Source organism: Rhodoferax sp. XS2R6 (assembly GCF_056521365.1).
Map to the genome: position 1 here is coordinate 110745 of NZ_JBWMAY010000003.1, position 23103 is coordinate 133847.

Below are 23103 nucleotides of genomic sequence, written 5' to 3' on the forward strand. Positions count from 1 at the left end.
GTTAACGTTTTGGGCGATATCGCATTTTAGGGAAGGCTGGGGTTTGAGGCTCCCCTGCAGGCCTACGGGCTTGGAGGGCAGGTAGCCCGTGCACCCGTTCTCCGTCCTCGTCGCGGGCGGCGGCTTCTGGTTCGCTTGGGTTGTTCCATCAAGGCGTGACTGGCGCGCCTGCTCCGTGGCAACCGCGAGTGGAGCCTGCGCCCGGGTACCCGGGCTACCTGCCTGACGTGGCGTGGTTGGACGATGGGGCGGGGGAAGATTCACCCGAATAGGGGATGCCCAGGTCAACCGTAAACGGCCACAATGCGGCGGAAACGGTCATTCCAAAATCGCACCCCATTGAAGAATTCCAACGTGTAGTTGCCTCAGCTACCATGACAAAAGACCAGCAATTGCAGTGCTCGCTCAAATCTAAACATCAGGGAATTCAATGTGCACAATTGACTGGAAAATGTTGCTCGAATACATCAAAGCACTCGGTCCCATCGCGGCGCTTGTATTCGGTCCTTGGATCGCGATGCGCGTCTACTACCGTCAGAAGGAATACGAGACAACGAAGCAGCGATACCTAGAGGGCTGTCTCGATGTCATAGCCGGTCAATTACAGGCTACCCTTGGCACGGTTAGTCACAACTACGCGCGGTGCTTGGGGTTGTGCAAGGCATACCGCGACTATGGGGATGAGTTTGATGCCACGGAACTGAGTAAAGGCTTCCGTGAACTAGACAACTCGAAGTTCCATCAAACTGAACATTACCGCCTCCGTACGCTGATCCAATCAGACATTGCATGGTTGTTCTACCAAGCCGCCCTTGCATACGCCGCAAGCGCGGACGCCACATTGAGCAAGGAGATTCCTGATGCTTTGCGAATTCTCTCCAACAAGGCGGAAGGAATGCGAGACCGAAAAACAGATGCCGAGAAGGTGATCAGCGAAGCCCGCACTCTTCATGACCGAAGCTTCGTCTACGCAACACTTCAGTCTGAACTCAATGCATTGGCGACCATTCTCGAGCGCGAGAAGCTTGGAAAGGCGGAAGTACAGGCGTTTTCGGCCCGCCCGGAAGTTATAAAGGCCGTGGAGCGTTTGCAGCAGTCCTACGAGGAACTGCCGCAGGATGAGACGGGTGCGGCCTAACCCCTAGCTCAAGCGGAGCGCCAACGACTGCATTAGAGCGATGTGAAAGTCGGCTTTCAGTCTGTAGACGCCTCGGCTTCGGGGCGAAAGCGGGCGTACTCTGGCAAGCCTAGGTTTGATACGATTTCGGTGACTTTCCACACATAGCCCTATCAAATGCATATCAGAAAAGTTGGCGAAATCGAACTGCCCCAGCATGTCGCGCGGGGAGGCACCATGATTTGCCCCAACTGCGGAGATTCAAAATTTGGGTCAAGTCAGTTGAAGGACGGCACACTCATCCGTACCTGCCATGGTTGGATCAACGGCGAAACGGCTTGCACGTTCAAGTGGCCGGCAAACGAAGACCACAAGTACTTTTATGTATCGCTTGCTCACTATCTGGAAGAGAAACATGCTCCTGGTGATGTCTAACAACGTTGTGTAACCATAAAGAATGGAACGCGAATACATCATCCATCTAGTAAACCCGGGGCCGCGCCCTCCCTACTATTTGGTTGCCGAACATTTGTGGGGTCCGGGATGTGATGTCGATTCCGATGGCGATAGCGACACACCTGAAGACTCCAAGTGGGTTGAACTCTCCTTGTTTCTCCGAGGCGCCTCCGAAACGAATCAGGTTCACATCGAACCTGTTTCTGAAGACCCACTGGTTCTGGCTGTTCGCTCGCCGTCACAGTCACTTTGCGAGCGCGTCGTGACCTTACTTCTGACGATCTCTGGCGGTTCGATTGAAAAGGCTGCATAACACTGCAGTCGAGCGGAGGAAGCCAAAAGCTGCGCTTTTGCTTCCCTACTCTTCGCTCCGGCTACCCCTCACTCCCACCTTAACGACTGCTTTAAAGTGGTGTGAAAGTCTGCAATCAGTCTGTAGACGCCTCGGCTTCGCGGCGGAAGCGGAAGTTTGAATTTATGACGGCTATTATTGTTTTTGTAAGCTTGTCGCTCTCCATTTCGATTCACGGATCGTTTTGGCTAACGTAGCTTCCGAGGAGAGCTCTATTTTGTACTTACGATTACTTTTGCTGGTCATTCTCTCCATCACCATACTACTGTCCGGCTGTGCACATCCACAACCTATGCGCTCGATTTCCGTTTCGGATGTACGGGTGGAACTTCCACAAAATGAAGAATGGAGACTATTGAATGTTTCCGAGCTATACACTCCGACGATCCCGACTATTGCATTCGTTCAACTGGATGGGGCAGACGCCACGCGTATTCGGTCAATTTTTCGTGTATCTGTTCTGGCGTTGAACCAAATTGAACCAGTTAGTACCAGCGCCGACATCTGTCTATCCTTGCTCAGTCGGTTTGCTACAACGCGGGGAATACCCGGCATCAACGGAGGCAAACCTATCACTGCTGATGCAAATCGCCACTGCGCTATTACAGGGCCTGGAAATCAGACCACGTCAAACTGGTTCGAAAAGAGCGCAGGCCCATTGAAAGCAGTCACGAACAAGGAAGGGCTGTATTTCGTCAATGAAGTGGTAGGTCAAGTCGCAGCGTCCAACCTCTTTGGTCAATCTCGCAGATTATCAATAAGTGGTTTTGTTTCGATGGGACCGCCTGGAGATCAAACTTCACTGCCAACAGCTGCTGCGACGAAACAACTCTCTGGATTGACAAAGTCAATTTTAGAATCCATCAAAGGTGCGGAAGCTGGAGAGACGTTCGTAGTTCGCTTTCCCTCGCCGACTCCCGCAAAAGATGCATCAAAAAGCGACTAGTAGTAGTTGGTCGGAGAGAAAGCAATTCACAAGAGATATCCGGCCCCTTTCCGATGCTGAATCGGTGCCGTCTGATGTCCGCTTCCAGTCGAGGCTGTGTGAAAACTCCGTTGAGTCATGTTTTCAGGGGTCCTTGCCCCCTTAGCACACTCAACAAAACGCAACCTGGGCCATCTGAGCGGTCGACTTTCGGGCTGGCGTCAACCGCGATAAGTTTTCACACAGCCTCAGTCTGAAGGCGAAGTTCTAAATCGCATCCAAGCCCACCAACCCAGGCGGGTGGTGGGGCCCGGGGGCGCAGGTCGCACTCGCGGTTGCCACAGAGCAGGCGCCCTCACCAAGGCGTTGACGCAGTAACCCCAACCCTCCAGAAACAGCCACCCGCGACGCGAGCCGGAGAACGCGGGCCACGCCGCCCGCCGTGCACCCACCAATCCCCAGCAAGGCCGCTTACATATAAAACAAGCCTCTAGCGCCCATGGAATATGCGCAAGCAGCTACTAAAACCATAGCATTTAGGGCTGCCAGCCAACCGATGGCGAACCCCAGCGCCGATAATCGGGGGATGACTGCTTTCTCCTCTCTCCCCCTCTCCCCCGCCACGCTGGCCAACCTACAACAACTGGGCTACGAGTCCATGACGCCCATCCAGGCTGCCAGCCTACCCGTGGCACTGGTCGGCCAAGACCTGATTGCCCAGGCCAAAACCGGCAGCGGCAAGACGGCAGCCTTTGCGCTGGCGCTGCTGGCCAAGCTGAACCCGCGCTGGTTTGCCGTGCAGGCCATGGTGCTGTGCCCCACGCGTGAGCTGGCGGACCAGGTGACGGTGGAAATTCGCCGCCTGGCACGCGCCGAAGAAAACATCAAGGTGGTGACGCTGTGCGGTGGCGTGGCCACGCGCGGCCAGCGCGCGTCTCTTGAGAACGGCGCCCACATTGTGGTCGGCACACCCGGCCGCATCATGGACTTGCTGGAGCGTGAATACCTCTCTTTGGAAAACCTGAACACGCTGGTGCTGGACGAAGCGGACCGCATGCTGGACATGGGCTTCTTTGACGACATTGCCACGGTGGTGAAGCAAACCCCCAAGGAACGCCAGACCCTGCTGTTCTCGGCCACCTACCCCGAGGGCATTGCGAAACTGGCCCAACAGTTCATGCGCGATCCGCAGCAGATCACCGTGAAGGCGGCCGTGGCCGAGAACACCATCGAGCAACGCTTTTACGAGGTGGAGCGCAGCAACCGGCTGGACACCGTGGGCCTGCTGCTCAACCACTTCCGCCCCACCAGCACGATTGCCTTTTGCAACACCCGCCAGCAGTGCAACGAGCTGGTGACGCTGCTGCAAGGCCAGGGCTTTGTGGCCCAGGCCCTGCACGGCGACCTGGAGCAGCGCGACCGCGACCAGGTGCTGGCGCAGTTCTCCAACCGCAGCTGCTCGGTGCTGGTGGCCACCGATGTGGCCTCACGCGGGCTGGATGTGAAAGAGCTGGACCTGGTCATCAACGTGGACATCACGCCCGACGCCGAGGTGCACGTACACCGCGTGGGCCGCACCGGCCGTGCGGGCCAGTCGGGCTTGGCGGTGAGCCTGGTGACCATGAATGAAATGGGATCGGTTGGCAAGATCGAGCAGTACCAAAACGCCCCTTCGGTCTGGTTCAAGCGCGACGAACTGACGCCTACGGGCAGCGGTCGCCTGCTGCCGCCCATGGTGACCGTGCAGATTGCCGGCGGCCGCAAAGAGAAGATCCGCCCCGGCGACGTGCTGGGCGCATTGACCAGCACCGACGGTGGCGAGGCCTATACGCGTGAGCAGATTGGCAAGATTGCGGTCACCGAGTACTGCACCTTTGTGGCCGTGGAACGGAACATTGCCAAAGACGCCTGCGCCAAGCTCAATGCGGGCAAGGTGAAGGGCAAGAGCGTGCGGGCACGCTTGTTGTAAGGCAAATTCCTACACGACTTACAGCGTGTGACCGACTCCAGTTCCCCGGGGGCGTGACTACAGTTCATTCAAGCGCCAAAGTCATTGGACAGCGCAATGAACCCACTGGAGAACGCCATGAAAGACACCGCCGCCGCCCTGAACCCCTTCAGCCTGATGATGGAGCCTGAGCTGGTTTTGCAGACCATGGAACGCTCCCAGCAGCTGCGCGGCCTGCGCCGCCACAAGCTGCGCCCGCTGGACAAACCGCTGATCCCCTACACCAAGGAAGCCATCGCCGCGCGCGCCGCGTTTGACGCTGCCATTGACGCCGAAGACTTTGAAGACCAGGCCGACAGCTACCTGCTTAACTAAGCCAACCCACATGTCCGGCCCTTGCGGGGCCGGATGCGAAGCCGGATGGGCCGATAATGTTTCGGTCTCACCCTATCCCACAAAGGAAGCTTCGCAATGTCCCTCGCCCGTCTTGCCTCCCTGCGCCTTGTCGCCGCTGCCGCCCTGGCCGCCTGCTCTGTGACCGCCATGGCCCAGTCCACCGAGCCCGTGCGCGTGGGCCTGCTGAGCACTTTGTCCGGCCCCGGCGCCGGTTTGGGCGTAGACATTCGCGATGGTTTCCAGCTGGCCATCAAACTCAACGACGGCAAGCTCGGTGGCCGCGCCGCCGAAGTGATCGTGGCTGACGACCAGGCCAACCCCGACGTGGGCCGCCAAACTGCAGACCGCCTGGTCAAGCGCGACAAGGTGGACTTCCTCACCGGCATCGTGTTCTCCAACGTGATGCTGGCCGTGGGCACCCCCACCTTCCAGTCCAAGACTTTCTACATCAGCGCCAACGCCGGCCCCTCGCAGTACGCGGGCGAGCAGTGCAGCCCCTATTTCTTCAGCGCCTCGTACCAAAACGACAACATGCACGAGGCAGTGGGTAAGACGGTTACCGACAAGGGTTTCAAGCGTGTGGCGCTGATCGCCCCCAACTACCCGGCTGGCAAGGACGCACTCACCGGCTTCAAACGCTTCTTCAAGGGTGAAGTGGCGTCTGAAACCTACACCGCGCTGAACCAGCTGGACTACAGCGCCGAGCTCTCCAAGCTGCGCGCCAGCAAGCCCGACGCGGTCTACATCTTTCTGCCCGGTGGCCTGGGCATCAACTTCATCAAGCAGTTTGTCGGTGCCGGTTTATCCAAGGACATCACGCTGTTTGGCCCCGGTTTCTCGGGCGACGAGGACGTGATCAAGGCGGTGGGTGACCCCATGCTGGGCATGTTCAACACCTCGCAGTGGGGCCACGACATGGACAACGCGGCCAACAAGAAGTTTGTGGCCGAGTTTGAAAAGGCCTATGGCCGCCTGCCCACGCTGTACGCGGCGCAAGGCTACGACGCGGCCCGCCTGATCGACGCTGCCGTGCGCGACAGCAAGGGCAAGCTGGACGACAAGGCCGCCGTGAAGAAGGCACTGGAAGCGGCCAAGTTCGACTCTGTGCGTGGCGCCTTCAAGTTCAACAGCAACCACTTCCCCATCCAGGACTACTACCTGCGTGTCATCACCAAAGACGCCAAGGGCCGCGTGACCAACCGTACGCTGGGTGCCGTGTTCAAAAACCACGCAGACGCCTACGTGGGCAACTGCAAGATGCCCGCCCTGTAAACCACGCGCCTGACCCGAAACGATGGGGATTTTGTTGCTGGAGCAGGCCTTGAACGGCCTGCAGCTGGGGCTCATGCTGTTTCTGCTGGCCGCCGGCCTCACGTTGGTGTTCGGCATCATGGACATGGTGAACCTGGCCCACGGTTCGCTCTACATGGTGGGGGCCTACCTGATTGCCACCGTGTCGGCAGCCAGTGGATCGTTCTGGATCGGTCTGGGTGCCGGCGTGGTCACCACGGCCGCACTGGGCATGTTGCTGGAAGTGACCGTGCTGCGCCGCCTGTACCTGCGTGACCACGTCACGCAGGTGCTGGGCACCTTTGCCATCCTGCTCATGTGCAACGAAGGCGTGCGCATGGTCTGGGGCTCGCAGCCCCTGTCGCTGAACCCGCCCGCCGCACTGGCCGGCCCCGTGGAGCTGCTGCCCGGCTTTTTCTACCCCGCGTTTCGCCTGCTCATCATTGGGGTGGGCCTGGCCACGGCGCTCGTGCTCTACCTGCTGGTCACGCGGACGCGCATGGGCATGCAGGTGCGGGCCGGCGCGTCGAACCGCGACATGGCGCTGGCCATGGGTACCAATGTGCAGCGCCTGTTCACCGCCGTGTTTGGCCTGGGTGCTGCCTTGTGCGCGTTGGCCGGCGGCATGCTGGGGCCACTGCTGGCCGTGCAGGTGGGCATGGGCGAGAGCATCCTCATCCTGGCGTTTGTGGTCATCGTGATTGGTGGCATTGGTTCCATCCGCGGTGCGCTGGTGGGCGCGCTGCTAGTAGGCCTGGTGGACTCGGGCGGGCGCACGCTGCTGCCCATGCTGTTCGAGGCGCTGTTCAGCCCCCAGGTGGCGACGGACGCGGCGCCAGCCGTGGCCTCCATCCTCATTTATGTGCTGATGGCCACCGTGCTGGCTTTCAAGCCGCGTGGACTGTTCCCCGCCCATGGTTAAGTCCACACCGTCATCCCCTAGCCTGCTGCAGCACAGCCTGAACCTGCGCTGGACGCTACCACTGCTGGCCGCACTCTGCGCCCTGCCCGGGGTGGCGGCCGCGCTGGGCGACAGTTTTTATGTGACGCTGGCCACACGCATTCTGGTGTTTGCGCTCGCCGCCACCAGCCTGAACCTCATCCTCGGCTTTGGCGGCATGGTGAGTTTTGGCCACGCGGCCTTTGTGGGCGTGGGCGCCTACACCGTGGGCATCCTCATGCAGCACGGCGTCAGCAGTGCCTGGCTGGCTTGGCCGCTGGCCATTGGGGTGAGTGCGCTGCTGGCCCTGCTTATCGGGGCCATCAGCCTGCGCACGCAGGGCGTGTACTTCATCATGATCACACTGGCCTTTGCGCAGATGCTGTACTACCTGGCCGTGTCGCTCAAGGCCTATGGTGGGGACGATGGGCTCTCGCTGCCCGGCCGCTCCACTTTGGGATTCGAACTCACAGACACCGCGCTGTATTACGTGACGCTGGCCCTGCTGGTGGCCTCCATCCTTTTCATCACCCGCCTGCTCAACGCCCGCTTTGGCCAGGCCCTGCAGGCCATCCGCGAGAACGAGGTGCGCATGGCCGCGCTGGGCTACGCGGTGCTGCGCTACAAGCTGGTGGCCTTCACACTGGCGGGTGCGCTGGCCGGCCTGGCAGGTGCGCTCTTGGCCAACCAGGGCAGCTTTGTGAGCCCGTCGCTCATGCAGTGGAGCCAGTCGGGCATGCTCATGGTGATGGTGATTCTGGGCGGCGTGGGCCATGTGCTGGGCGGCCTGGTGGGCGCAGCGGCCTTTTTGCTGATGGAAGAGTTTTTGGGCCACATGACCGAACACTGGCAGTTGGGCCTGGGCGCACTGCTCTTGCTGGTGGTGCTGGTGGCACCGCAAGGCCTGATGAGCCTGCTGAAGCGGAGGGTGCCATGAGCACCGCGCCGCTGCTGCAGGTGAATGGTCTGGTCAAGCGCTTTGGCGCACTGGCCGCCACCGACCACGCCCACCTGACGGTGCAACCGTGCCAGATCCACGCGCTGATTGGCCCCAACGGCGCGGGCAAGACGACGTTGATCCACCAGATCTCGGGCGCGCTGCAACCCGACGCCGGGCAGATTGTGTTTGACGGCCACGACGTCACCCGCCACCCCATCCACCGCCGCGTGCACCGCGGCCTGGCGCGCAGCTACCAGATCACCAACGTGTTCTTGCGCCTCAGCGTGCTGGACAACCTGGCACTGGCCCTGCAGGCCGTGGACGGCAGCAGCCTGCGTTTCTGGAAAGCCGCGCATGCCGAGGCACAGCGCCTGGACCGCGCTGCCGCCGTGGCGCGCCGCGTGGGCCTGGGCACGCGGCTGGATGCGCTGGCCGGCGCGCTCTCGCATGCCGAGCAGCGCCAGCTGGAAGTGGGCCTGGCTCTGGCCGGTGGCCCGAAGCTGCTGTTGCTGGACGAACCGCTGGCCGGCATGGGGCCCGATGAATCGCAGCGCATGGTGGAATTGCTACACAGCCTGCGCAGCGAGACCACTCTGCTGTTGGTGGAGCACGATATGGACGCGGTGTTCCAGCTGGCCGATGCGATCTCGGTGCTGGTGTTTGGCAAGGTGATTGCCAGCGGCGTGCCCGCTGCCATCCGCGAAGACGCTGAGGTGCGCCGCGCCTACCTAGGCGATGAGGTCTGACGACATGGCCACAGAAACCCTCCTCGACATCACCGGCCTGGACACCGCCTATGGCAGCAGCCAGGTGCTGTTTGGCCTGAACCTGCATATCCCCGCCGGTGGCGTGGCCACGCTCTTGGGGCGCAATGGCATGGGCAAGACCACCACGGTGCGCAGCATCCTGGGCCTCACGCCTGCGCGCAGCGGCAGCATCCGCTTCCGGGGCGAGCGCATCGACCAGCTCAGCCCCGACCGCATTGCGCGCATGGGCGTGGCCGTGGTGCCCGAGGGGCGGCAGATTTTCCCCAACCTCACGGTGCTGGAAAACCTCAAGGCCTTTGCCGCGCAGCGTAACGCCAGCCCCACGCCGTGGACGCTGGAGCGCATTTACCACCTGTTCCCCGTGCTGGAAAAGCGTGCCCGCAACATGGGCAACCAGCTCTCGGGTGGCGAGCAGCAGATGCTGGCCATAGGCCGCGCGCTGATGACCAATCCGCACCTCTTGATATTGGACGAGGCCACCGAAGGCCTGGCGCCGCTGATCCGCGAAGACATCTGGGCCTGCCTGGCCACGCTGCGCGCGCAGGGCCAGAGCATTCTGGTCATCGACAAATACGTGCAGCGCCTGCTGCCGCTGGCCCAGCAGCACACCCTCATCGAACGTGGCCGCGTGGTCTGGAGCGGAGACTCCGCCACGCTGGCCGCACAGCCCGACCTTTGGCGCCAGTACGTCGGCATCTAAGCACAGGAACCCACATGCCCAAGCTCTACCGCGACTTTGACACCCAGGCGCAAATCGACGCCCAGTACAACCCCTCTTTGGCGCTGACGGACGCCACGGCGCCGGGCAAACACTTTGTGGCGCAGGCCACCAAGGCGCGCAGCACGCTCAAGAACCATTTGGACATTCCGTTCGGTCCTACGGTGCACGAGACGCTGGACATCTTTCCGGCCGACCAGCCCAACGCACCCGTCTTCGTGTTCATCCACGGTGGCTACTGGCGTGCCATGTCGTCCAAGGAATTCAGCGGTGTGGCGCTGGGCCTTCAGCCGCTGGGCATCACCACCGTGGTGGTGAACTACGCGCTGTGCCCCTTTGTCACGATTGCCGAAATCACGCGCCAGTGCCGCGCGGCCGTGGCCTGGACGCTGCGCAACATCGCCCAGTACGGCGGTGACCCCACGCGCGTGGCCGTGGGCGGCCACTCGGCCGGTGGCCACCTGAGTGCCATGTGCCTGGAAACCGCATGGGACACCGACTACGGCCTGCCGCGCGACCCACTCAAGGCCGCGGTGCTGATCAGCGGCCTGCACGACCTGGAGCCGCTGCGCTACAGCTACCTACAGCCCATGATCCAGCTCGACGAGCAGACCGTGCGCCGCTACTCACCCGCCGCCAATGTGCGAGCCTGCCCCACACCCACCTGGGTCACCTGGGGCGGGGCCGAGAGCACCGAGTTTGCGCGCCAGTCCGCGCTGTACCACGCGGCCGCGCAGGCGCAGGGCAACCCGACCGAACTGCACGCCGTGCCGGGTGCGGACCACTTCACCATCGTGCACGAGCTGGAGCGCAGCGACAGCCCCATGGCGCAGTGGTTGAACCGGCAGTTGCGCGCCTAAGGCGATAGCGCACGTCAAATACCGGGGTGGAGCGCCGCGGTATTTTTGCATCACACATGAGAATAATTCTCATTTGTGTAAAATCGGGGCACTTTCTGAAACCGCCCATTCGCGCCAGCGCCTCCTAAGCTCCATGTCCACCAGCTATGCCATCCCCCCACCCACAGGCGTGGAAAAGATGTACCGCCAAGAGCGCGGATGGCTGATGGGGTGGCTGCGCATGAAGATGGGGGTCAGCGCAGAGCGCGCGGCAGACCTGACACAGGACACCTTTGTGCGGGTACTGATGGGTACAGCGGTGCAGGACATCCAGCAGCCGCGCAGCTACTTGGCCACCATTGCACGCGGCCTGGCGGTAGACTTTTTTCGCCGCCAGGATTTGGAGCGTGCCTACCTGGAATACCTGGCTACCAGCGCACCAAGCCTCTCACCATCGCCCGAAGAACGGGCCATGGTGCTTGAAACCCTGGTAGAAATCGACACCCTGCTGCAAGGGCTGGGCCCCAAGGTCCGCCAGGCCTTTTTGCTCTCCCAATTGGAAGGCATGGGTTATGCAGAGATTGCGCAGACCCTGCAGGTCTCGGTATCGAGCGTCAAGAAGTACATGGTGCGGGCCGTAGAACACTGCCTACTCAGCCAAGCAGCCCTGGACCATGCCCTCCCCCACTGACCACCAGGCCCTGCGCCAAGCCGCGCATTGGTACGTGCAACTGGGCTCCGAGACGCCTAGCGCACAGGACCGCGCCGCCTGGCAAGCCTGGTGCGACAGCGATCCCCGCCACGCGCAAGCCTGGCAACACGTCGAAGCACTGCAGACGCGCATACGCCCGCTGCCCAAGGGCATGGGGCAGGTATTGCTGCAGGCCACCCCCAACCGCCGCCGGGTACTGGGAGGATTGGCTACCGTGTGCGTGGGCTTGGGGGCCTGGGCAGTGGCCAGCACACAAACGGATTGGCTGGCGCCCACCCAAAGTTATGCCACACAGCGTGGCGAACGCCGCGCTGTTGCACTGGACGATGGTGGCCGCCTGCTACTCAATACCGGCACTCGCGTGGCCGTGCGCTACGGCACACAAGGGCGCACCGTGTGGCTGGAACAGGGGGAGCTGCAGATACAGACCGCGCCCGACACCTGGCCCGAGACGCGCCCGTTTGTAGTAGAGACGATGCACGGCCAGATCTTGGCGCTGGGTACGCGGTTCACCGTGCGCCTGGAGGCGGCCCACACACGCGTCGCCGTGCAAGAACACGCTGTGCTGCTGCAACCACGCTCAGGTGCGCAAGCCCTGCAACTGGACGCCGGGCAGACCGCCAGCTTTTCTGTGCTGAACGCAGGCGAACGCGACCTGAGCCCCGCCGAAGACAGCGCCTGGGTGGATGGCCGACTCACCGTGCTGGAACAACCGCTGGGGCGCTTTGTCCAAGAACTCTCGCGCTACCGGCAGCAGCCCATCCGGGTCGATCCGCGGGTGGCCATGTTGCAGGTCTCGGGCACTTTTCTGCTGGATGAGCCGGAGCGCTCGCTGCGCGCCGCCGTAGCGCATCTGCCGGTACGCCTGGTCGCGCAAGGCGGCCAAACCCTGCGAATCCTGCCGCGCTGACGCCACCATGGCGTAGCCCCATGCAGGGGTGCAAAAAATATTTGCGTTGGTGGTGTCCTTTTCCCTTCTTCGTTCGGCCCTGTCTTCAGAAGCCCCATGTAACTTTTGGAGATCAGGCCTGTGAAGTGCTGTGTTTTGGAGGATGTCCGCCGCGGATGCGCTTGTGTGCTGCTGGCGGTCGGAACGGTGGGCGTATGCGGCGCGCAAACGCAGTCCGAACGCGCGCCCGCAAGCGCGAACAGCGTACGGACCTACAACATTTCTGCAGGTGCTTTGGCGCAGGTCCTCAGCCGCTTTGCGGCCGAAGCCGGCGTCATTCTGTCGTTTGATGCCACGCTGCTGCATGGGCGGCAATCCATCGGCCTGCGTGGTTCCCACAGCGTCGACGAAGGGTTTGTAGTCCTGCTGCAGAGCCATTCGCTGCAGGCGCAAAGAGACACCCATGGCTACAGCATCCGTCGCCTACCTATCACCACCGGACCAAGCACGCCGACACATGTGGCCGAACTCAGCACGGTGGAAGTGCGGGCCGACGCGCTTCAAACCGGAGGCACCTTAACGCGCGAGCTGATCCGGGCCATGCCAGCCGTCAACGGCGACATTGGCAGCCACCTGCGCATGAACCCAACCATCCAGTTCTCGGAAAAACAGCTCTCTTCCCAGACCGGTGGAGAGATCGCACCGGCGGAGATCAGCATCCACGGCGCCAAGCCCTACCAGAATGAGTTTTTTGTTGATGGCATCTCGGTGGCCAATGACATCGACCCTGGCAGCAAACTCGCGCAAAACCCCATGTCCACGGAAAATACGGAGTTCGTCCCCGCAGGGGCACAGGCGCTCGCGCTGGACGCCGAGCTTATGTGCGACATCCAGGTCCACGACAGCAATGTGTCTGCCGAATACGGGCGTTTTACCGGCGGCGTTGTGCAGGCAGAACTCTGCAAGGCCCGCAAACCCTTGAGTGGCAGGGTCTCCGTGGCCTACACCGGCTCGAACTGGACACACCTCATCATCGATCCGAGCAAGCAGACCGAGTTTGACAACTCATCCACCGCAGACGATCAACCCCAGTTCCGCAAATGGACCTACAAAGCATCGGCCGAGGTGCGCCCCTCGGCAGACTGGGGGCTGAGCGTCTCCACCGTGCGACGCACCTCGGACATTCCGCTACAGCAATTCACTGCCAGCAAAGAGACCAGCACCCAGACCCGGCTCAACGACACCGTGGCCATCAAGGCCGACTGGAGCCCCGAGAGTTCGCGCGATTCGGCCGATGTGTCCCTGATTTATGCACCCAACGAAGGCAACTACTTCATCAAGAACGCCAAGAGCAGCGACTACACGCTGGTGGGAGGCGGCCTGGCGCTCTCGGGGCGCGTGGTGCGCGCACTCGACGGCCACACCCTGACCCAGCAACTGAGTTTTACGGAGACCACGCAGTCCCGGCGCTCGGATGCCGACTTCTATACACCCTGGCGCTGGTCCACAGCCAAGAACTGGGGCGATACCTCGCTGGCCACCAATCCGGTGACCACGACCAGCGTGGAAGGCAGCTTTGGCAGCGTGGACCAAGTGCTGCAGAGCTGGAACTACAAGATCAAATCACAGGCAGATACCTGGCAGCTGGGGGACACCCAACACCGCATCATCAGCGGGCTGGACCTGAAGCAGCAAAACGCACGCTACCAACGCCTGGGCGATCTGACGCAGTACTTCGGCACGCCCACCCAGGTCTCGGCCTGGTCGGGCAGCCTCACACAGGCCGCATGTGCGCTCGACGTCCAGGGCTGCTCCACCAGCCCCACCCTGAGCGCGGGCAGCCAGGGCCAGTATTTCCGCAACCGCTATGTCTACAAAGCAGGAGCGCTGGACATGGACGCCCAGTCCTTCGGGGCTTTTGTAGAAGACAGCGTGCGCTGGGGTGCCTGGACCTGGCGGCTCGGCGCGCGCGCAGACTACGACTCACTGGTGGACGACACCAACATCGCCCCGCGCAGCAGCCTGGACTGGGACGCGCTGGACAACCTGCGCCTGACCGCGGGCGCCAACCGCTACTACGGCCGCTCCCTCATGGCCTACGCCCTGCAAGAAAAAGTGCGCACCTTGCGCTACACCCAGACCCGCAACGCTAACAGCATTGCCTGGAACGCTGCCACGCAAAACCGCCCTGCCAACCGCCTGCAGGACATCGACAGCCCCTACGACGACGAACTGCACCTGGGCGCGCTGTGGGACCTGCAGCAGTGGGGCCAATGGAACGCGGGACTGACTGCACGTGAAGGAAAAAATCAGATCGTCAAACGCATCGTCCGCAACCAGACCGGCTGCGATGTAAACCAATGCTACGTCTACACCAACCAGGGCGGCAGCACCACGACCGACCTGACCGTGGGCTGGAACAGCAACGCGGCCTGGAAACTCGGCACAACAGAAACCACCGCCTGGATGGCCTTTAACAAGAGCGCTGTGCGCAGCAACTACTCTTCGTATGCGGACACCTACAGTGCCACCGACGATGAAATCATCCAGTACGACGGCCAGTTCATCCGCTATGCAGACATGCCAGCGGACAACTACAACCGCCCATGGACCCTGCGCCTGGCCGCCATGACGAAACTGCCCCAGCGGCGGCTCACCGTTTCCAACGTGTTGCGCATCCGCGCGGGCTACGAGCAAATGACACAAAGCGGCACCACCGACTACAACGGCACTACCGTGGATGTCTGGAAACCCACCAAACTGGCCGAGGCCGTGACGCTGGACACGGTGTTCCAGTGGACCCCGTATGTCAACCAGAAGCAGCAGCTCGACGTCAAGCTCACGGTGGAAAACATTCTGGACCGCGCCAACATGACGACCACCAGCACCAGCTATGCCACTTATGAGCGTGGCCGCACCTTTCTGCTCGAAGTGGGCTACCAGTTCTAAGCGCACCGCGCCCGGCCCTGTTCCGGCGTGCATGGCACGCCTTTCAACTTTTTCCTGCCCATCATGCTAATCCGACTCGCCAGCGCCTGTGCGCTCGCCGCCCTGGCGTGCCATGCCGCCGCCCAATCTCGTACAACGCCAGCCTCTACCAGCGCGCCCCAGACGGCAGCCACCAAGGCCGCATTTGACTGGGATGCGCGCGTGCAGCGCGGTCAATTGCCCAACGGCCTGCGCTACTACATCGTGCCCGGCACTGCGCCCAAGGGCGTGCTGCAGATGCAGCTGCTGGTGAAGGCCGGCTCACTCGATGAAACCGAGCAACAGTCGGGCGTAGCCCACATGGTGGAACACATGGTTTTTCATGAAAGTCGGGACTTTCCGCAGGGACTGCACGCCCGCATCAAGGCCTTGGGCTGGCGCGTAGGTGAGCAAATCAACGCCATGACCAACTACGAGCGAACGCTCTATATGCTGCAGCTCTCGGGCGGGCGGCACACCCAGTGGGATGAAGGCCTGCAACTGCTCGCCCAAATCGCAGGTGGCGCCGAAATACGTACCCACAGCCTGGAGGGCGAGCGCAAGATCGTGCTCGAAGAGTGGCGCGGCAAGCTGGGGCTCAACGAACGCATGGAACGACAACGCCGCGCCCTGCTGCGTGCGGGCTCACTCTACCCAGAGCGCCCCACCATCGGCTCTGAGGCCAGCATCCGCAGCCAGCCCGCCAGCACCTTGCAGCAGTTTTACGACAGCTGGTACCACCCCAACAACATGGCCCTGCTGGTGGTCGGCGATGTAGACGCCACGGCCTTGCAGGCGCGCATTGCGCACTGGTTTGGCGGCCAGCCAGCCAAGCCCTTGCCAGCACGCGCCAGTCGCGATCCGGTGCTGATCGATGGCCTGCGCATTGCCCGCATGCAAGACCCAGAAAGTGGCTCCAGCCAAGTGGCTTGGGTGCACCGCTTTCAGAGCAACGAAGCGCCCGATGCCGAAGGCCTGCGCGCGCGGCTGCTCGATATGCTGACCAATGAACTGTTGCAGCAGCGCATCCGCACACTCGCGGGTAGCCTGCCACCGCAAGTGGAAAGCCTGGTCAGCGCCAAAGGCCTGGTTGGCAGCCAGACCTACACGCTGGCAGTATCTGCACGGGTGACGGTAAACGGCCATGCCCAGGGCCTGCACACCCTGCTGGAGACCATGGAGCGCCTGCGGCGTGAAGGCTTTGCGCCAGCCGACTTCGAGCGCCAACGCACCCTGTACCTGCAGACCAATGCGCGCGCGGTGGACAGCGCCACACACCGCGACACCGAGCGCTGGGTCCTCTTGCTCAACGAAACCCTGGGCCAAGACCGCGTGCTGCAGGCCCCTCTGCAAAAACAGCAAATGGTGCGTGAGATCCTCAACCAGATCACGCTCCAGGACGTGCACGCTCGCCTGCGCAGCTGGCTGGCCAGCCCCGACCAGTTGCTCTTCATGATGGCGCCCGGCACCACGCCGCTGACCCTGCCCAGCCAGCAAGAGGTACAGGCCCTGGTCCAGCATGTGGCCCAAACACCGCTGCCCGTGCTGGCAAGCCCCAAAGGGCTGACCACAGAGGGCACCCTGCCTGTGCTGCCAGACAGCGAAGACACGGGCCGCATCGTGCAGGCCAGCCGCCAGGGTCAGGTGCTGCATTGGCAGCTCGGCAATGGCGACCAGTTGGTTTGGCTGCAGCGCCCCAACCAGGATGGCACGTTGCAGTTCTCGGCCCAGTCGCATGCCGGCTACCGCGTACCGGGCCAGCCGGCCTGGCAGCGCCAGCTCGCGCTGCAACTCGGTGCACAGAGCGCGCCGGCCGGTTGGAGCGGTGCGCAGTTTTCTACCTGGCTACGCCAGCGGCCTTGGACACTGAGCGCCGAGCAGGGCAGCCAGACCTTGCGCTGGAATGCGCGTGTGCCCGCAGCCCAGTTGCCGCGCCTGGCCCAGCTGTATTGGCTGCGCCAGCAGACCATGCAGATTCCACCGGAGGCCGTGCGCGAAAGCACCCAAGCCCTGCTGCGCCAAGCCGCCCGCCGCACCAGCAGCAGCCGCGACCAGACGGCGCAAGCACTATCGCAAGCGCGCTGGCAAACCGACCCCGAAGACGCACCGCCCGACGCCACCGCGCTACAGGCTCTGCGCCCGGATGCATTGCAAGCACTGTGGGACGAACACACCCGCGCCCCGGTAACCTACTACCTGTCCGGCCAGGCCGACGAGGATGAGGTCCGCGCTGTCGTAGAGCGCTACTTCGCGGTGCTGCCACGCAGCCAGACCGTGCCCGCTGCGCGCGCGCTGCCCGCACGCAGTGGCCGCCATGAAACGGTGTTACGCCTTGGGCTGGAACCGCAGGCCTCGCTGCAGGCCCACGGCGCCACACCCATGGCCTGGAGTCCGCTGGTGGCCATGCAGGTGAATGTGCTTTCGCAAGCGCTGTACCGTGCGCTGCGCGAAGAGCTGCGCGAGAAGGAAAACGGTATCTACCGCATGCGATTCACGCTGACGCTGAACCCAGCGACCCAGCGACTGGAGAGCGAAATTTCCTTCACGGCAGACCCGCAGCGCATGCCCGCGCTGTGGGCACGCGCGCAGACACTGCTGGCCCAGCCGGCCCGCACCATCGACGCCACGCAGCTAGCCGGCATTGCCAGCAGCCTGCAACAGGCCGAAGCCAAGCGGCTGAACGATGACGCCAGCTGGTTCCAGCGCCTGCAACTGAGCTGGCAACAGTTTGGTGACGCACGCTACCTGGAGCAGGTACCCACCCTGGCCGCGCAGTTGCAGCCGGAAGGCGTGCTGGCGCTGGCCCGCGGGCTGGACCTGCAGCAAGACCTGGCCAGCGTGCTGCTTTACCCCAAGTAAGGAACATCCGACATGGAAAGTTTGCGCAATTTTTACTGGCTGGCCAAACCCTTCTGGGGTGACCGGCGCAACTGGAAAGCCTGGCTGCTGCTGCTCTCCATCATCGGACTGGGCCTGGTGTTCGTGCGCATGAACGTCTGGTTCAGCTTCTGGAACAAAGAGTTCTACGACGCCCTGGCGGCCGTGGACACCGAGAAGATTTACCCACTGCTAGGCCAGTACTGCCTGCTGATTGCTGGCGCCGTGCTGGTAGCCGTGTACCTGGACTGGTTACGCAAACTGCTGATCCTGCGCTGGCGCGAGGCGCTAACAGCCAGCCTGGTGGGCCAATGGCTGCAACACCATGCCTTCTACCGACTGGGCCTGCACGGCGAGCCCGACAACCCAGACCAGCGCATTGCCGAAGATGTGCACCTGCTGGTGGCCGACAGTATCGACATACTGCGCTCCTTCATCAGCGCGGTGGCCAAGATCGTGTCCTTTGTCGGCCTGCTCTGGGTCATGTCCAGCCGGCTCACATTGCCCTGGAATGGTGGCGACGTGCATATTCCGGGCTACTTGGTGTGGTTCAGCATGGGCTACGCACTGATCGGCGCCTTCATCACGCACAAGATTGGCCAGCGTCTGTTCGCGCTGAACTGGGAGCAGCAGCGCAGCGAGGCCGACTTCCGCGCGGCCCTGCTGCGCAAGCGTGACCACGCCGAGCAGATCGCCTTATATGGCGGCGAGCAGCGTGAGCAGCGCCAGTTGCTGGGGCACTTCTCCGGCATTGCCCGCAACTGGGTGGCACTGATGAACCGCGAGCGCCTACTGGGCTTCTTCACCGTGAGCTACAACCGCGCCAACACCATGGTGCCGCTGTTCGCGTCGATGCCAGCGTTTCTGCACAAGTCCATCACCTTTGGCGACATGATGCAGATCAGCACCGCCTTTATGCAGGTCAGCACCGCCATGAGCTGGTTTGTACAGGCCTACGACGAGCTGGCCAAGCTCTCTGCCACCATCAGCCGGCTCACGCAGTTCCGGTGCGCCATTGAAGACGAGCACCAGCAGTGGCAGGCCATCCCGACTGCGGCACAGCTGCAAGCGCGCCAGCTTACGGTGCACAAGCCCAATGGCACCCCACTGCTGCAACCGGTAGACCTGACCCTGCACGCCGGCCAGTGGCTGCATCTGGACGGCCCCAGCGGCGTGGGCAAGTCCACGCTGCTACGCACGCTCAGCGGCATTTGGCCCTACTACCAGGGCGAGTGCACCCAACATGCCGGGCGCACCTTGTTGCTTCCACAGCAACCCTATCTGCCAGCCGACACTCTGGCCAACCTGCTGGCCTACCCCGCGCACACGGTGCCAGACGCGGCAGCGCTGCAGGACGCACTGCGGCGCGTGGGCCTGGACGCGCTGCAACACCGGCTGGATGAAACGCGCGAGTGGGGCCACATGCTCTCGGGCGGCGAGCAACAACGCCTGTCGATGGCACGTGCCCTGCTCTACCGCCCCGACTGTCTGCTGCTGGACGAAGCCACCAGCCAGCTCGACGAAGCCGCCAGCCTGGCACTGATACAGATGCTCAAACGCCAACTCCCAGGTTGTGCGGTGTTGGCGATCACACACCAGAGCGTTTTACATTGCGTCTTCGACGCGCGGGTCACGCTGCAGAGCGTTGCAACCTAGTATGCATCGGGCCCTCAAATTTCAACAAAAATAGGCCCTAGACCATATGGATACTGTGCAAGCAGCTCCTGAATCTATAGCATCCCTCAGCGCCCACGGCGCCGGTCTGGCCGCTCCTCCTGGGCCTGCAGCCAGGCCACCCAGTCGTCTACGGCCATCGGGCGGCTGAAGCAGTAGCCCTGCAGCTCGTCGCAGCCCAGCGCGGTCAGCGTCTGGGCGGTGGGCAGGTTTTCCACACCCTCGGCCACCACCTTCAGGCCCAGCGTGTGGCCTAGCGCAATGACGGCGTGCACGATGGCCGCATCCGCGCTGTCGTCCAGCATGCCGTAGACGAAGGATTGGTCGACCTTGAGCTTGTCGATCTCGAAGCGCTTCAGATACGCCAGGCTGGAGTAGCCGGTGCCAAAGTCATCGATGGCAATGTGCACGCCCAACGCCTTGAGCGCACTCACCTGCGCCTGCGCGGCTACCGGGTTGTCCATCAGCTGTGACTCGGTCAGCTCCAGCTCCAGCAGGCCGGGCTCCATGCCCGAGGCCTCCAGCACGCCACGCAGCTGATCCACCAGCTCCGGGTCGGCCAGCTGCGCCACCGACAGGTTGACCGAGAGCTCCAGCCCCTTGCACAAGCCCTGCGCCTGCAGCGCCACCCACTGGGCGCAGGCCTCGCGCAGCACCCACAAGCCAATCGGCTTGATCAGGCCCGTCTCTTCGGCCAGATGAATAAAGTGGCTGGGCGCCACCTGCCCCAGCACCGGGTTGTGCCAGCGCAGCAGGGCCTCAGCGCCCTGCACGCGGCGTGTGCGCGCGTTCAGGCGCGGCTGAAAGTGCAGGCTGAACTCGTCGTTGGCCAGTGCCTGGCGCAGCTGGCCCTCCATGGTCTGGCGGGCCTGCACACGCTGGTCGGTCTCGGGGGAGAAAAAACGCGCCATGTCGCGCCCCGCCGCCTTGGCCTCGTACATGGCGGCGTCGGCGCGGCGCATCAGTTCGTCCTGCGCGGTGGCATCTTCGGGGTACAGGGCCACGCCCACGCTGCACGACACGGTGAGGTTGTTGCCTTCCACCATGGCGCTTTGGCGCAGAGAAGGCATCAGGCGCTGGTTCACCATGCTGGCCAGCTCCTCGCGGTCCACCACATGGCGCAGGATGATGACGAACTCGTCCCCGCCCAGGCGACTCACGGTGTCGTCCGCGCGCACCGACATGCTCAGGCGCCGCGCCACGGTGCGCAGCAGGCCATCGCCAATGTGGTGGCCCAGCGTGTCATTGATGAACTTGAAGCGGTCCAGGTCGATGAACAACACCGCTACTTTTTCGCCCGTGTGTTGGGCCTGCGCCAGCGCCTCGGCCAGGCGCTGCTGGCACAGCGAGCGATTCGGCAGCTCGGTCAGCACATCGTGCTGGGCCAGAAAGCGGATGCGCTCCTCCTTGGCCTTGCGGTCGGTGATGTCGATCGAGATGCCGATGTAGTTGACCACCTCGCCGCTGGTGGCGCTTTTGTGCACCGCCGACACCATGAGCCAGGCCGGGTAGCTTTCACCCGACTGCTTGCGGATGCGCACCTCACCCTGCCAGGCGTCTTTGTCCTCCAAGTCGGACCACACCATGTCCTGCGGGCTGTCCATCACATGGCCCAGGTCGTGGCCAATCACCTCGTAAAAATCGTAGGCCGTGCTGCGGCAGAAGGCGCGGTTCACGCTAATGATCTTGCGCGACTCGTCCATGATGATGATGCTCTCGCTGGAGGCCTCAAACACCTTGGCCCACAGCTCCAGGCGCTGCTCCATGACCTTGAGTTTGTTGATGGGCGCAAACGCCGTGAGGATGGCGTCGCGCCCCTGGAATTTGAGCCGCCGGGCTGACAGTACGGCCCAGGACGGTGCGCTACCACCCAGCCAACGCACCTCAAACTCGTCCACCGCGTCAAAGTCCGATAGGCGCTGAAAGAAGCGACCACGAACGCTGGCCTCTAGCCCGGTGCGCCAGGGGTCTACGGTCAGCCCGCCTAGCCAGGGCTGGGCCGGGGCATTGGCGTGCAGCACCTCGTGATCGGGCACCGAGGTCACCACCATGGGCATGGGAAAGGCCTCCACCAACTCCAGCTGCGCTTCGGCCGCGCGGGCACTGGCCGCCAGCTCTTGCTGGGCCAGGCGGTCGTGGTCCAGCTGGGCCAGCATGCCGTTGAAGGCGGTGAACAGCTGGCCGATTTCGTCGCGGCTGTGCCAGCTGGCACGGCGCGTGTAGTCAGCGGTGTGGCGCACATCATCGGCCACACGCGCCAGCGCCTGTAGCGGCCGCGCAATCTGGCTGGCTACCAAGTACACCAAACTCAAAATGCAACCCAGCAGCAAGAGCGCGGTGCCCAGGTGCAGCCACATGCGCTGGAACAGACCGTCCACCCGCGCATCCAGCAGCAGCTGCATTTGCTCTAGCCCCACGCGCCAGGCATCGTCCAGCCCGGCCAGCGCGGCCTGGTAGGCCTGCTCCAGGGCCGCCGCCTCCTGGGCGCTCAGGCCGTCGGCCGAGGCAGCTTGCACGGTGCGCGAAAACTGGCGCGCCTGCAGCAACAGCGCCGTGCGGGTGGCGCCCAACCCGGCCTGCAGCTGCGGTGTGCCGGCCAGCCAGGCCTGTTCGTAATCGGACTCCATGCCCTGCAGCACGGCATCGAGTCGGCCCACCAGCGTGAGCAACTGGGCGCTGGGGTTTTGCCCTTGCGAGGTCTGGCCCCAGTGCTGCATGAAATCGCGCGTGTCGTACAGCACCTGCAAGAGCTCCGGAAAGCGCAGCACCGTGAGCGACATCACGTAATAACTGTCCAGGTCGGGGTCCAGAATCAGGTTGGACTGGTTGCCTACGATGGTGAGCAGGTCGCGCCCCTGCGACAAGAGCGCGGTTTTGTTGCCCTTGCTGGACGGCGTCTGCAGCAGGGTGTGCAGGCGCTGCGAGGCTTCGGTGGTGTGCAACGCGGCGTCATGCGCCTCGCGGATGGCATCCAGCGCCTTCAAGTCATCGGCAAACCGGGGCGCCACCGCTTGCGGCGGCACGGCAGGCGCCGGCACCCGAAACACCCCCATCAAATTGCGCCGCACGACCTCGGCGTAGTGGGCGCCCACAATTTCCTTGCGCGCAAAGTCAATCGCCAGGTACTTCTCGTGGATCAGGATGCCCGAGACGTAGATCACCGCGGTCAGATCCAGCAGGTAAATGAGGGTGAGCTTGCGCCCCACGCTCAAACGCCCCAACCACAACGGAATTTTTGACAGCATCACGTGTCCTTCCCAACGAAGGAACACATCAAGCAATAAGCGCACCAACTT

Annotated in this window: 17 protein-coding genes; 16 read left to right on the plus strand and 1 reads right to left on the minus strand. The window is 62.9% G+C overall.

The features are described 5' to 3' along the window. The first annotated feature begins 451 nt into the window (after positions 1–451). The 16 genes from AC097A_RS12065 to AC097A_RS12140 all read left to right on the plus strand — a co-directional run bounded on the left by AC097A_RS12065 (position 452) and on the right by AC097A_RS12140 (position 19789). Positions 452–1138, plus strand: a complete 687-nt coding sequence (locus AC097A_RS12065) for a hypothetical protein (protein WP_479621037.1) — start codon at positions 452–454, stop codon at positions 1136–1138. Positions 1139–1574: 436 nt separating this feature from the next. After that, the gene (locus tag AC097A_RS12070; RefSeq protein WP_479621038.1) at positions 1575–1886 is read left to right on the plus strand and encodes a hypothetical protein; all 312 of its coding nucleotides are present in this window, start codon (positions 1575–1577) and stop codon (positions 1884–1886) included. Between the two features lie 331 nt (positions 1887–2217). Next, complete coding sequence (locus tag AC097A_RS12075) at positions 2218–2871, plus strand: hypothetical protein (RefSeq protein ID WP_479621039.1); 654 nt, start codon at positions 2218–2220, stop codon at positions 2869–2871. A gap of 565 nt (positions 2872–3436) precedes the next feature. Beyond that, a complete protein-coding gene (gene dbpA, locus AC097A_RS12080; RefSeq protein ID WP_479621040.1) occupies positions 3437–4819 on the plus strand; it encodes an ATP-dependent RNA helicase DbpA in 1383 nt (460 codons plus the stop codon). 117 nt (positions 4820–4936) lie between these two features. Further along, the gene (locus AC097A_RS12085; RefSeq protein WP_105262255.1) at positions 4937–5173 is read left to right on the plus strand and encodes a hypothetical protein; all 237 of its coding nucleotides are present in this window, start codon (positions 4937–4939) and stop codon (positions 5171–5173) included. Positions 5174–5269: 96 nt separating this feature from the next. Beyond that, complete coding sequence (locus tag AC097A_RS12090) at positions 5270–6466, plus strand: ABC transporter substrate-binding protein (RefSeq protein WP_479621041.1); 1197 nt, start codon at positions 5270–5272, stop codon at positions 6464–6466. A gap of 22 nt (positions 6467–6488) precedes the next feature. Beyond that, the gene (locus AC097A_RS12095; RefSeq protein WP_479621042.1) at positions 6489–7406 is read left to right on the plus strand and encodes a branched-chain amino acid ABC transporter permease; all 918 of its coding nucleotides are present in this window, start codon (positions 6489–6491) and stop codon (positions 7404–7406) included. Then, complete coding sequence (locus AC097A_RS12100) at positions 7399–8361, plus strand: branched-chain amino acid ABC transporter permease (RefSeq protein WP_479621043.1); 963 nt, start codon at positions 7399–7401, stop codon at positions 8359–8361. The genes AC097A_RS12095 and AC097A_RS12100 overlap by 8 nt, the downstream gene beginning before the upstream one ends. Then, on the plus strand, positions 8358–9110 hold the full coding sequence (locus tag AC097A_RS12105; RefSeq protein ID WP_479621044.1) for an ABC transporter ATP-binding protein: 753 nt from the start codon (positions 8358–8360) through the stop codon (positions 9108–9110). Before AC097A_RS12100 ends, AC097A_RS12105 begins: the two co-directional genes overlap by 4 nt. Before the next feature lie 4 nt (positions 9111–9114). After that, positions 9115–9831 carry an ABC transporter ATP-binding protein gene (locus AC097A_RS12110; protein WP_479621045.1) on the plus strand — a complete coding sequence of 239 codons (717 nt, stop codon included), beginning with the start codon at positions 9115–9117 and terminating at the stop codon, positions 9829–9831. Between the two features lie 14 nt (positions 9832–9845). Further along, positions 9846–10709: an alpha/beta hydrolase gene (locus tag AC097A_RS12115; RefSeq protein WP_479621046.1), complete on the plus strand. Its 864-nt coding sequence runs from the start codon at positions 9846–9848 to the stop codon at positions 10707–10709. Positions 10710–10842: 133 nt separating this feature from the next. After that, a complete protein-coding gene (locus AC097A_RS12120) occupies positions 10843–11379 on the plus strand; it encodes a sigma-70 family RNA polymerase sigma factor (RefSeq protein WP_479621047.1) in 537 nt (178 codons plus the stop codon). After that, on the plus strand, positions 11363–12310 hold the full coding sequence (locus tag AC097A_RS12125; protein ID WP_479621048.1) for a FecR domain-containing protein: 948 nt from the start codon (positions 11363–11365) through the stop codon (positions 12308–12310). Before AC097A_RS12120 ends, AC097A_RS12125 begins: the two co-directional genes overlap by 17 nt. 165 nt (positions 12311–12475) lie before the next feature. Further along, entirely contained in the window at positions 12476–15238 is a 2763-nt protein-coding gene (locus AC097A_RS12130; protein ID WP_479621049.1) for a TonB-dependent receptor, read from the plus strand. A 63-nt stretch (positions 15239–15301) separates the two neighbouring features. After that, positions 15302–18115 (plus strand): M16 family metallopeptidase, encoded by a 2814-nt coding sequence (locus AC097A_RS12135; RefSeq protein WP_479621050.1) that lies wholly within the window; start codon positions 15302–15304, stop codon positions 18113–18115. Between the two features lie 12 nt (positions 18116–18127). Beyond that, positions 18128–19789, plus strand: coding sequence for an ABC transporter ATP-binding protein/permease (locus AC097A_RS12140; protein WP_479621051.1), 1662 nt, complete (start codon positions 18128–18130; stop codon positions 19787–19789). An 86-nt stretch (positions 19790–19875) separates the two neighbouring features. Here AC097A_RS12140 and AC097A_RS12145 read toward each other — a convergent pair whose 3' ends face one another. Continuing rightward, positions 19876–23052: an EAL domain-containing protein gene (locus tag AC097A_RS12145; protein ID WP_479621052.1), complete on the minus strand. Its 3177-nt coding sequence runs from the start codon at positions 23050–23052 to the stop codon at positions 19876–19878. Positions 23053–23103: the final 51 nt, after the last annotated feature.

Excerpts from the sequence above, each read along its gene's own strand:
- AC097A_RS12070 (WP_479621038.1), top strand. The coding sequence starts at position 1,575 with ATGGAACGCGAATACATCATCCATCTAGTAAACCCGGGGCCGCGCCCT.
- AC097A_RS12120 (WP_479621047.1), top strand. The coding sequence starts at position 10,843 with ATGTCCACCAGCTATGCCATCCCCCCACCCACAGGCGTGGAAAAGATG.
- AC097A_RS12145 (WP_479621052.1), bottom strand. The coding sequence starts at position 23,052 with ATGCTGTCAAAAATTCCGTTGTGGTTGGGGCGTTTGAGCGTGGGGCGC.
- AC097A_RS12105 (WP_479621044.1), top strand. The coding sequence starts at position 8,358 with ATGAGCACCGCGCCGCTGCTGCAGGTGAATGGTCTGGTCAAGCGCTTT.
- AC097A_RS12085 (WP_105262255.1), top strand. The coding sequence starts at position 4,937 with ATGAAAGACACCGCCGCCGCCCTGAACCCCTTCAGCCTGATGATGGAG.
- AC097A_RS12140 (WP_479621051.1), top strand. The coding sequence starts at position 18,128 with ATGGAAAGTTTGCGCAATTTTTACTGGCTGGCCAAACCCTTCTGGGGT.
- AC097A_RS12095 (WP_479621042.1), top strand. The coding sequence starts at position 6,489 with ATGGGGATTTTGTTGCTGGAGCAGGCCTTGAACGGCCTGCAGCTGGGG.
- AC097A_RS12115 (WP_479621046.1), top strand. The coding sequence starts at position 9,846 with ATGCCCAAGCTCTACCGCGACTTTGACACCCAGGCGCAAATCGACGCC.
- AC097A_RS12125 (WP_479621048.1), top strand. The coding sequence starts at position 11,363 with ATGCCCTCCCCCACTGACCACCAGGCCCTGCGCCAAGCCGCGCATTGG.
- AC097A_RS12075 (WP_479621039.1), top strand. The coding sequence starts at position 2,218 with ATGCGCTCGATTTCCGTTTCGGATGTACGGGTGGAACTTCCACAAAAT.
- AC097A_RS12090 (WP_479621041.1), top strand. The coding sequence starts at position 5,270 with ATGTCCCTCGCCCGTCTTGCCTCCCTGCGCCTTGTCGCCGCTGCCGCC.
- dbpA (WP_479621040.1), top strand. The coding sequence starts at position 3,437 with ATGACTGCTTTCTCCTCTCTCCCCCTCTCCCCCGCCACGCTGGCCAAC.
- AC097A_RS12100 (WP_479621043.1), top strand. The coding sequence starts at position 7,399 with ATGGTTAAGTCCACACCGTCATCCCCTAGCCTGCTGCAGCACAGCCTG.
- AC097A_RS12110 (WP_479621045.1), top strand. The coding sequence starts at position 9,115 with ATGGCCACAGAAACCCTCCTCGACATCACCGGCCTGGACACCGCCTAT.
- AC097A_RS12065 (WP_479621037.1), top strand. The coding sequence starts at position 452 with ATGTTGCTCGAATACATCAAAGCACTCGGTCCCATCGCGGCGCTTGTA.
- AC097A_RS12135 (WP_479621050.1), top strand. The coding sequence starts at position 15,302 with ATGCTAATCCGACTCGCCAGCGCCTGTGCGCTCGCCGCCCTGGCGTGC.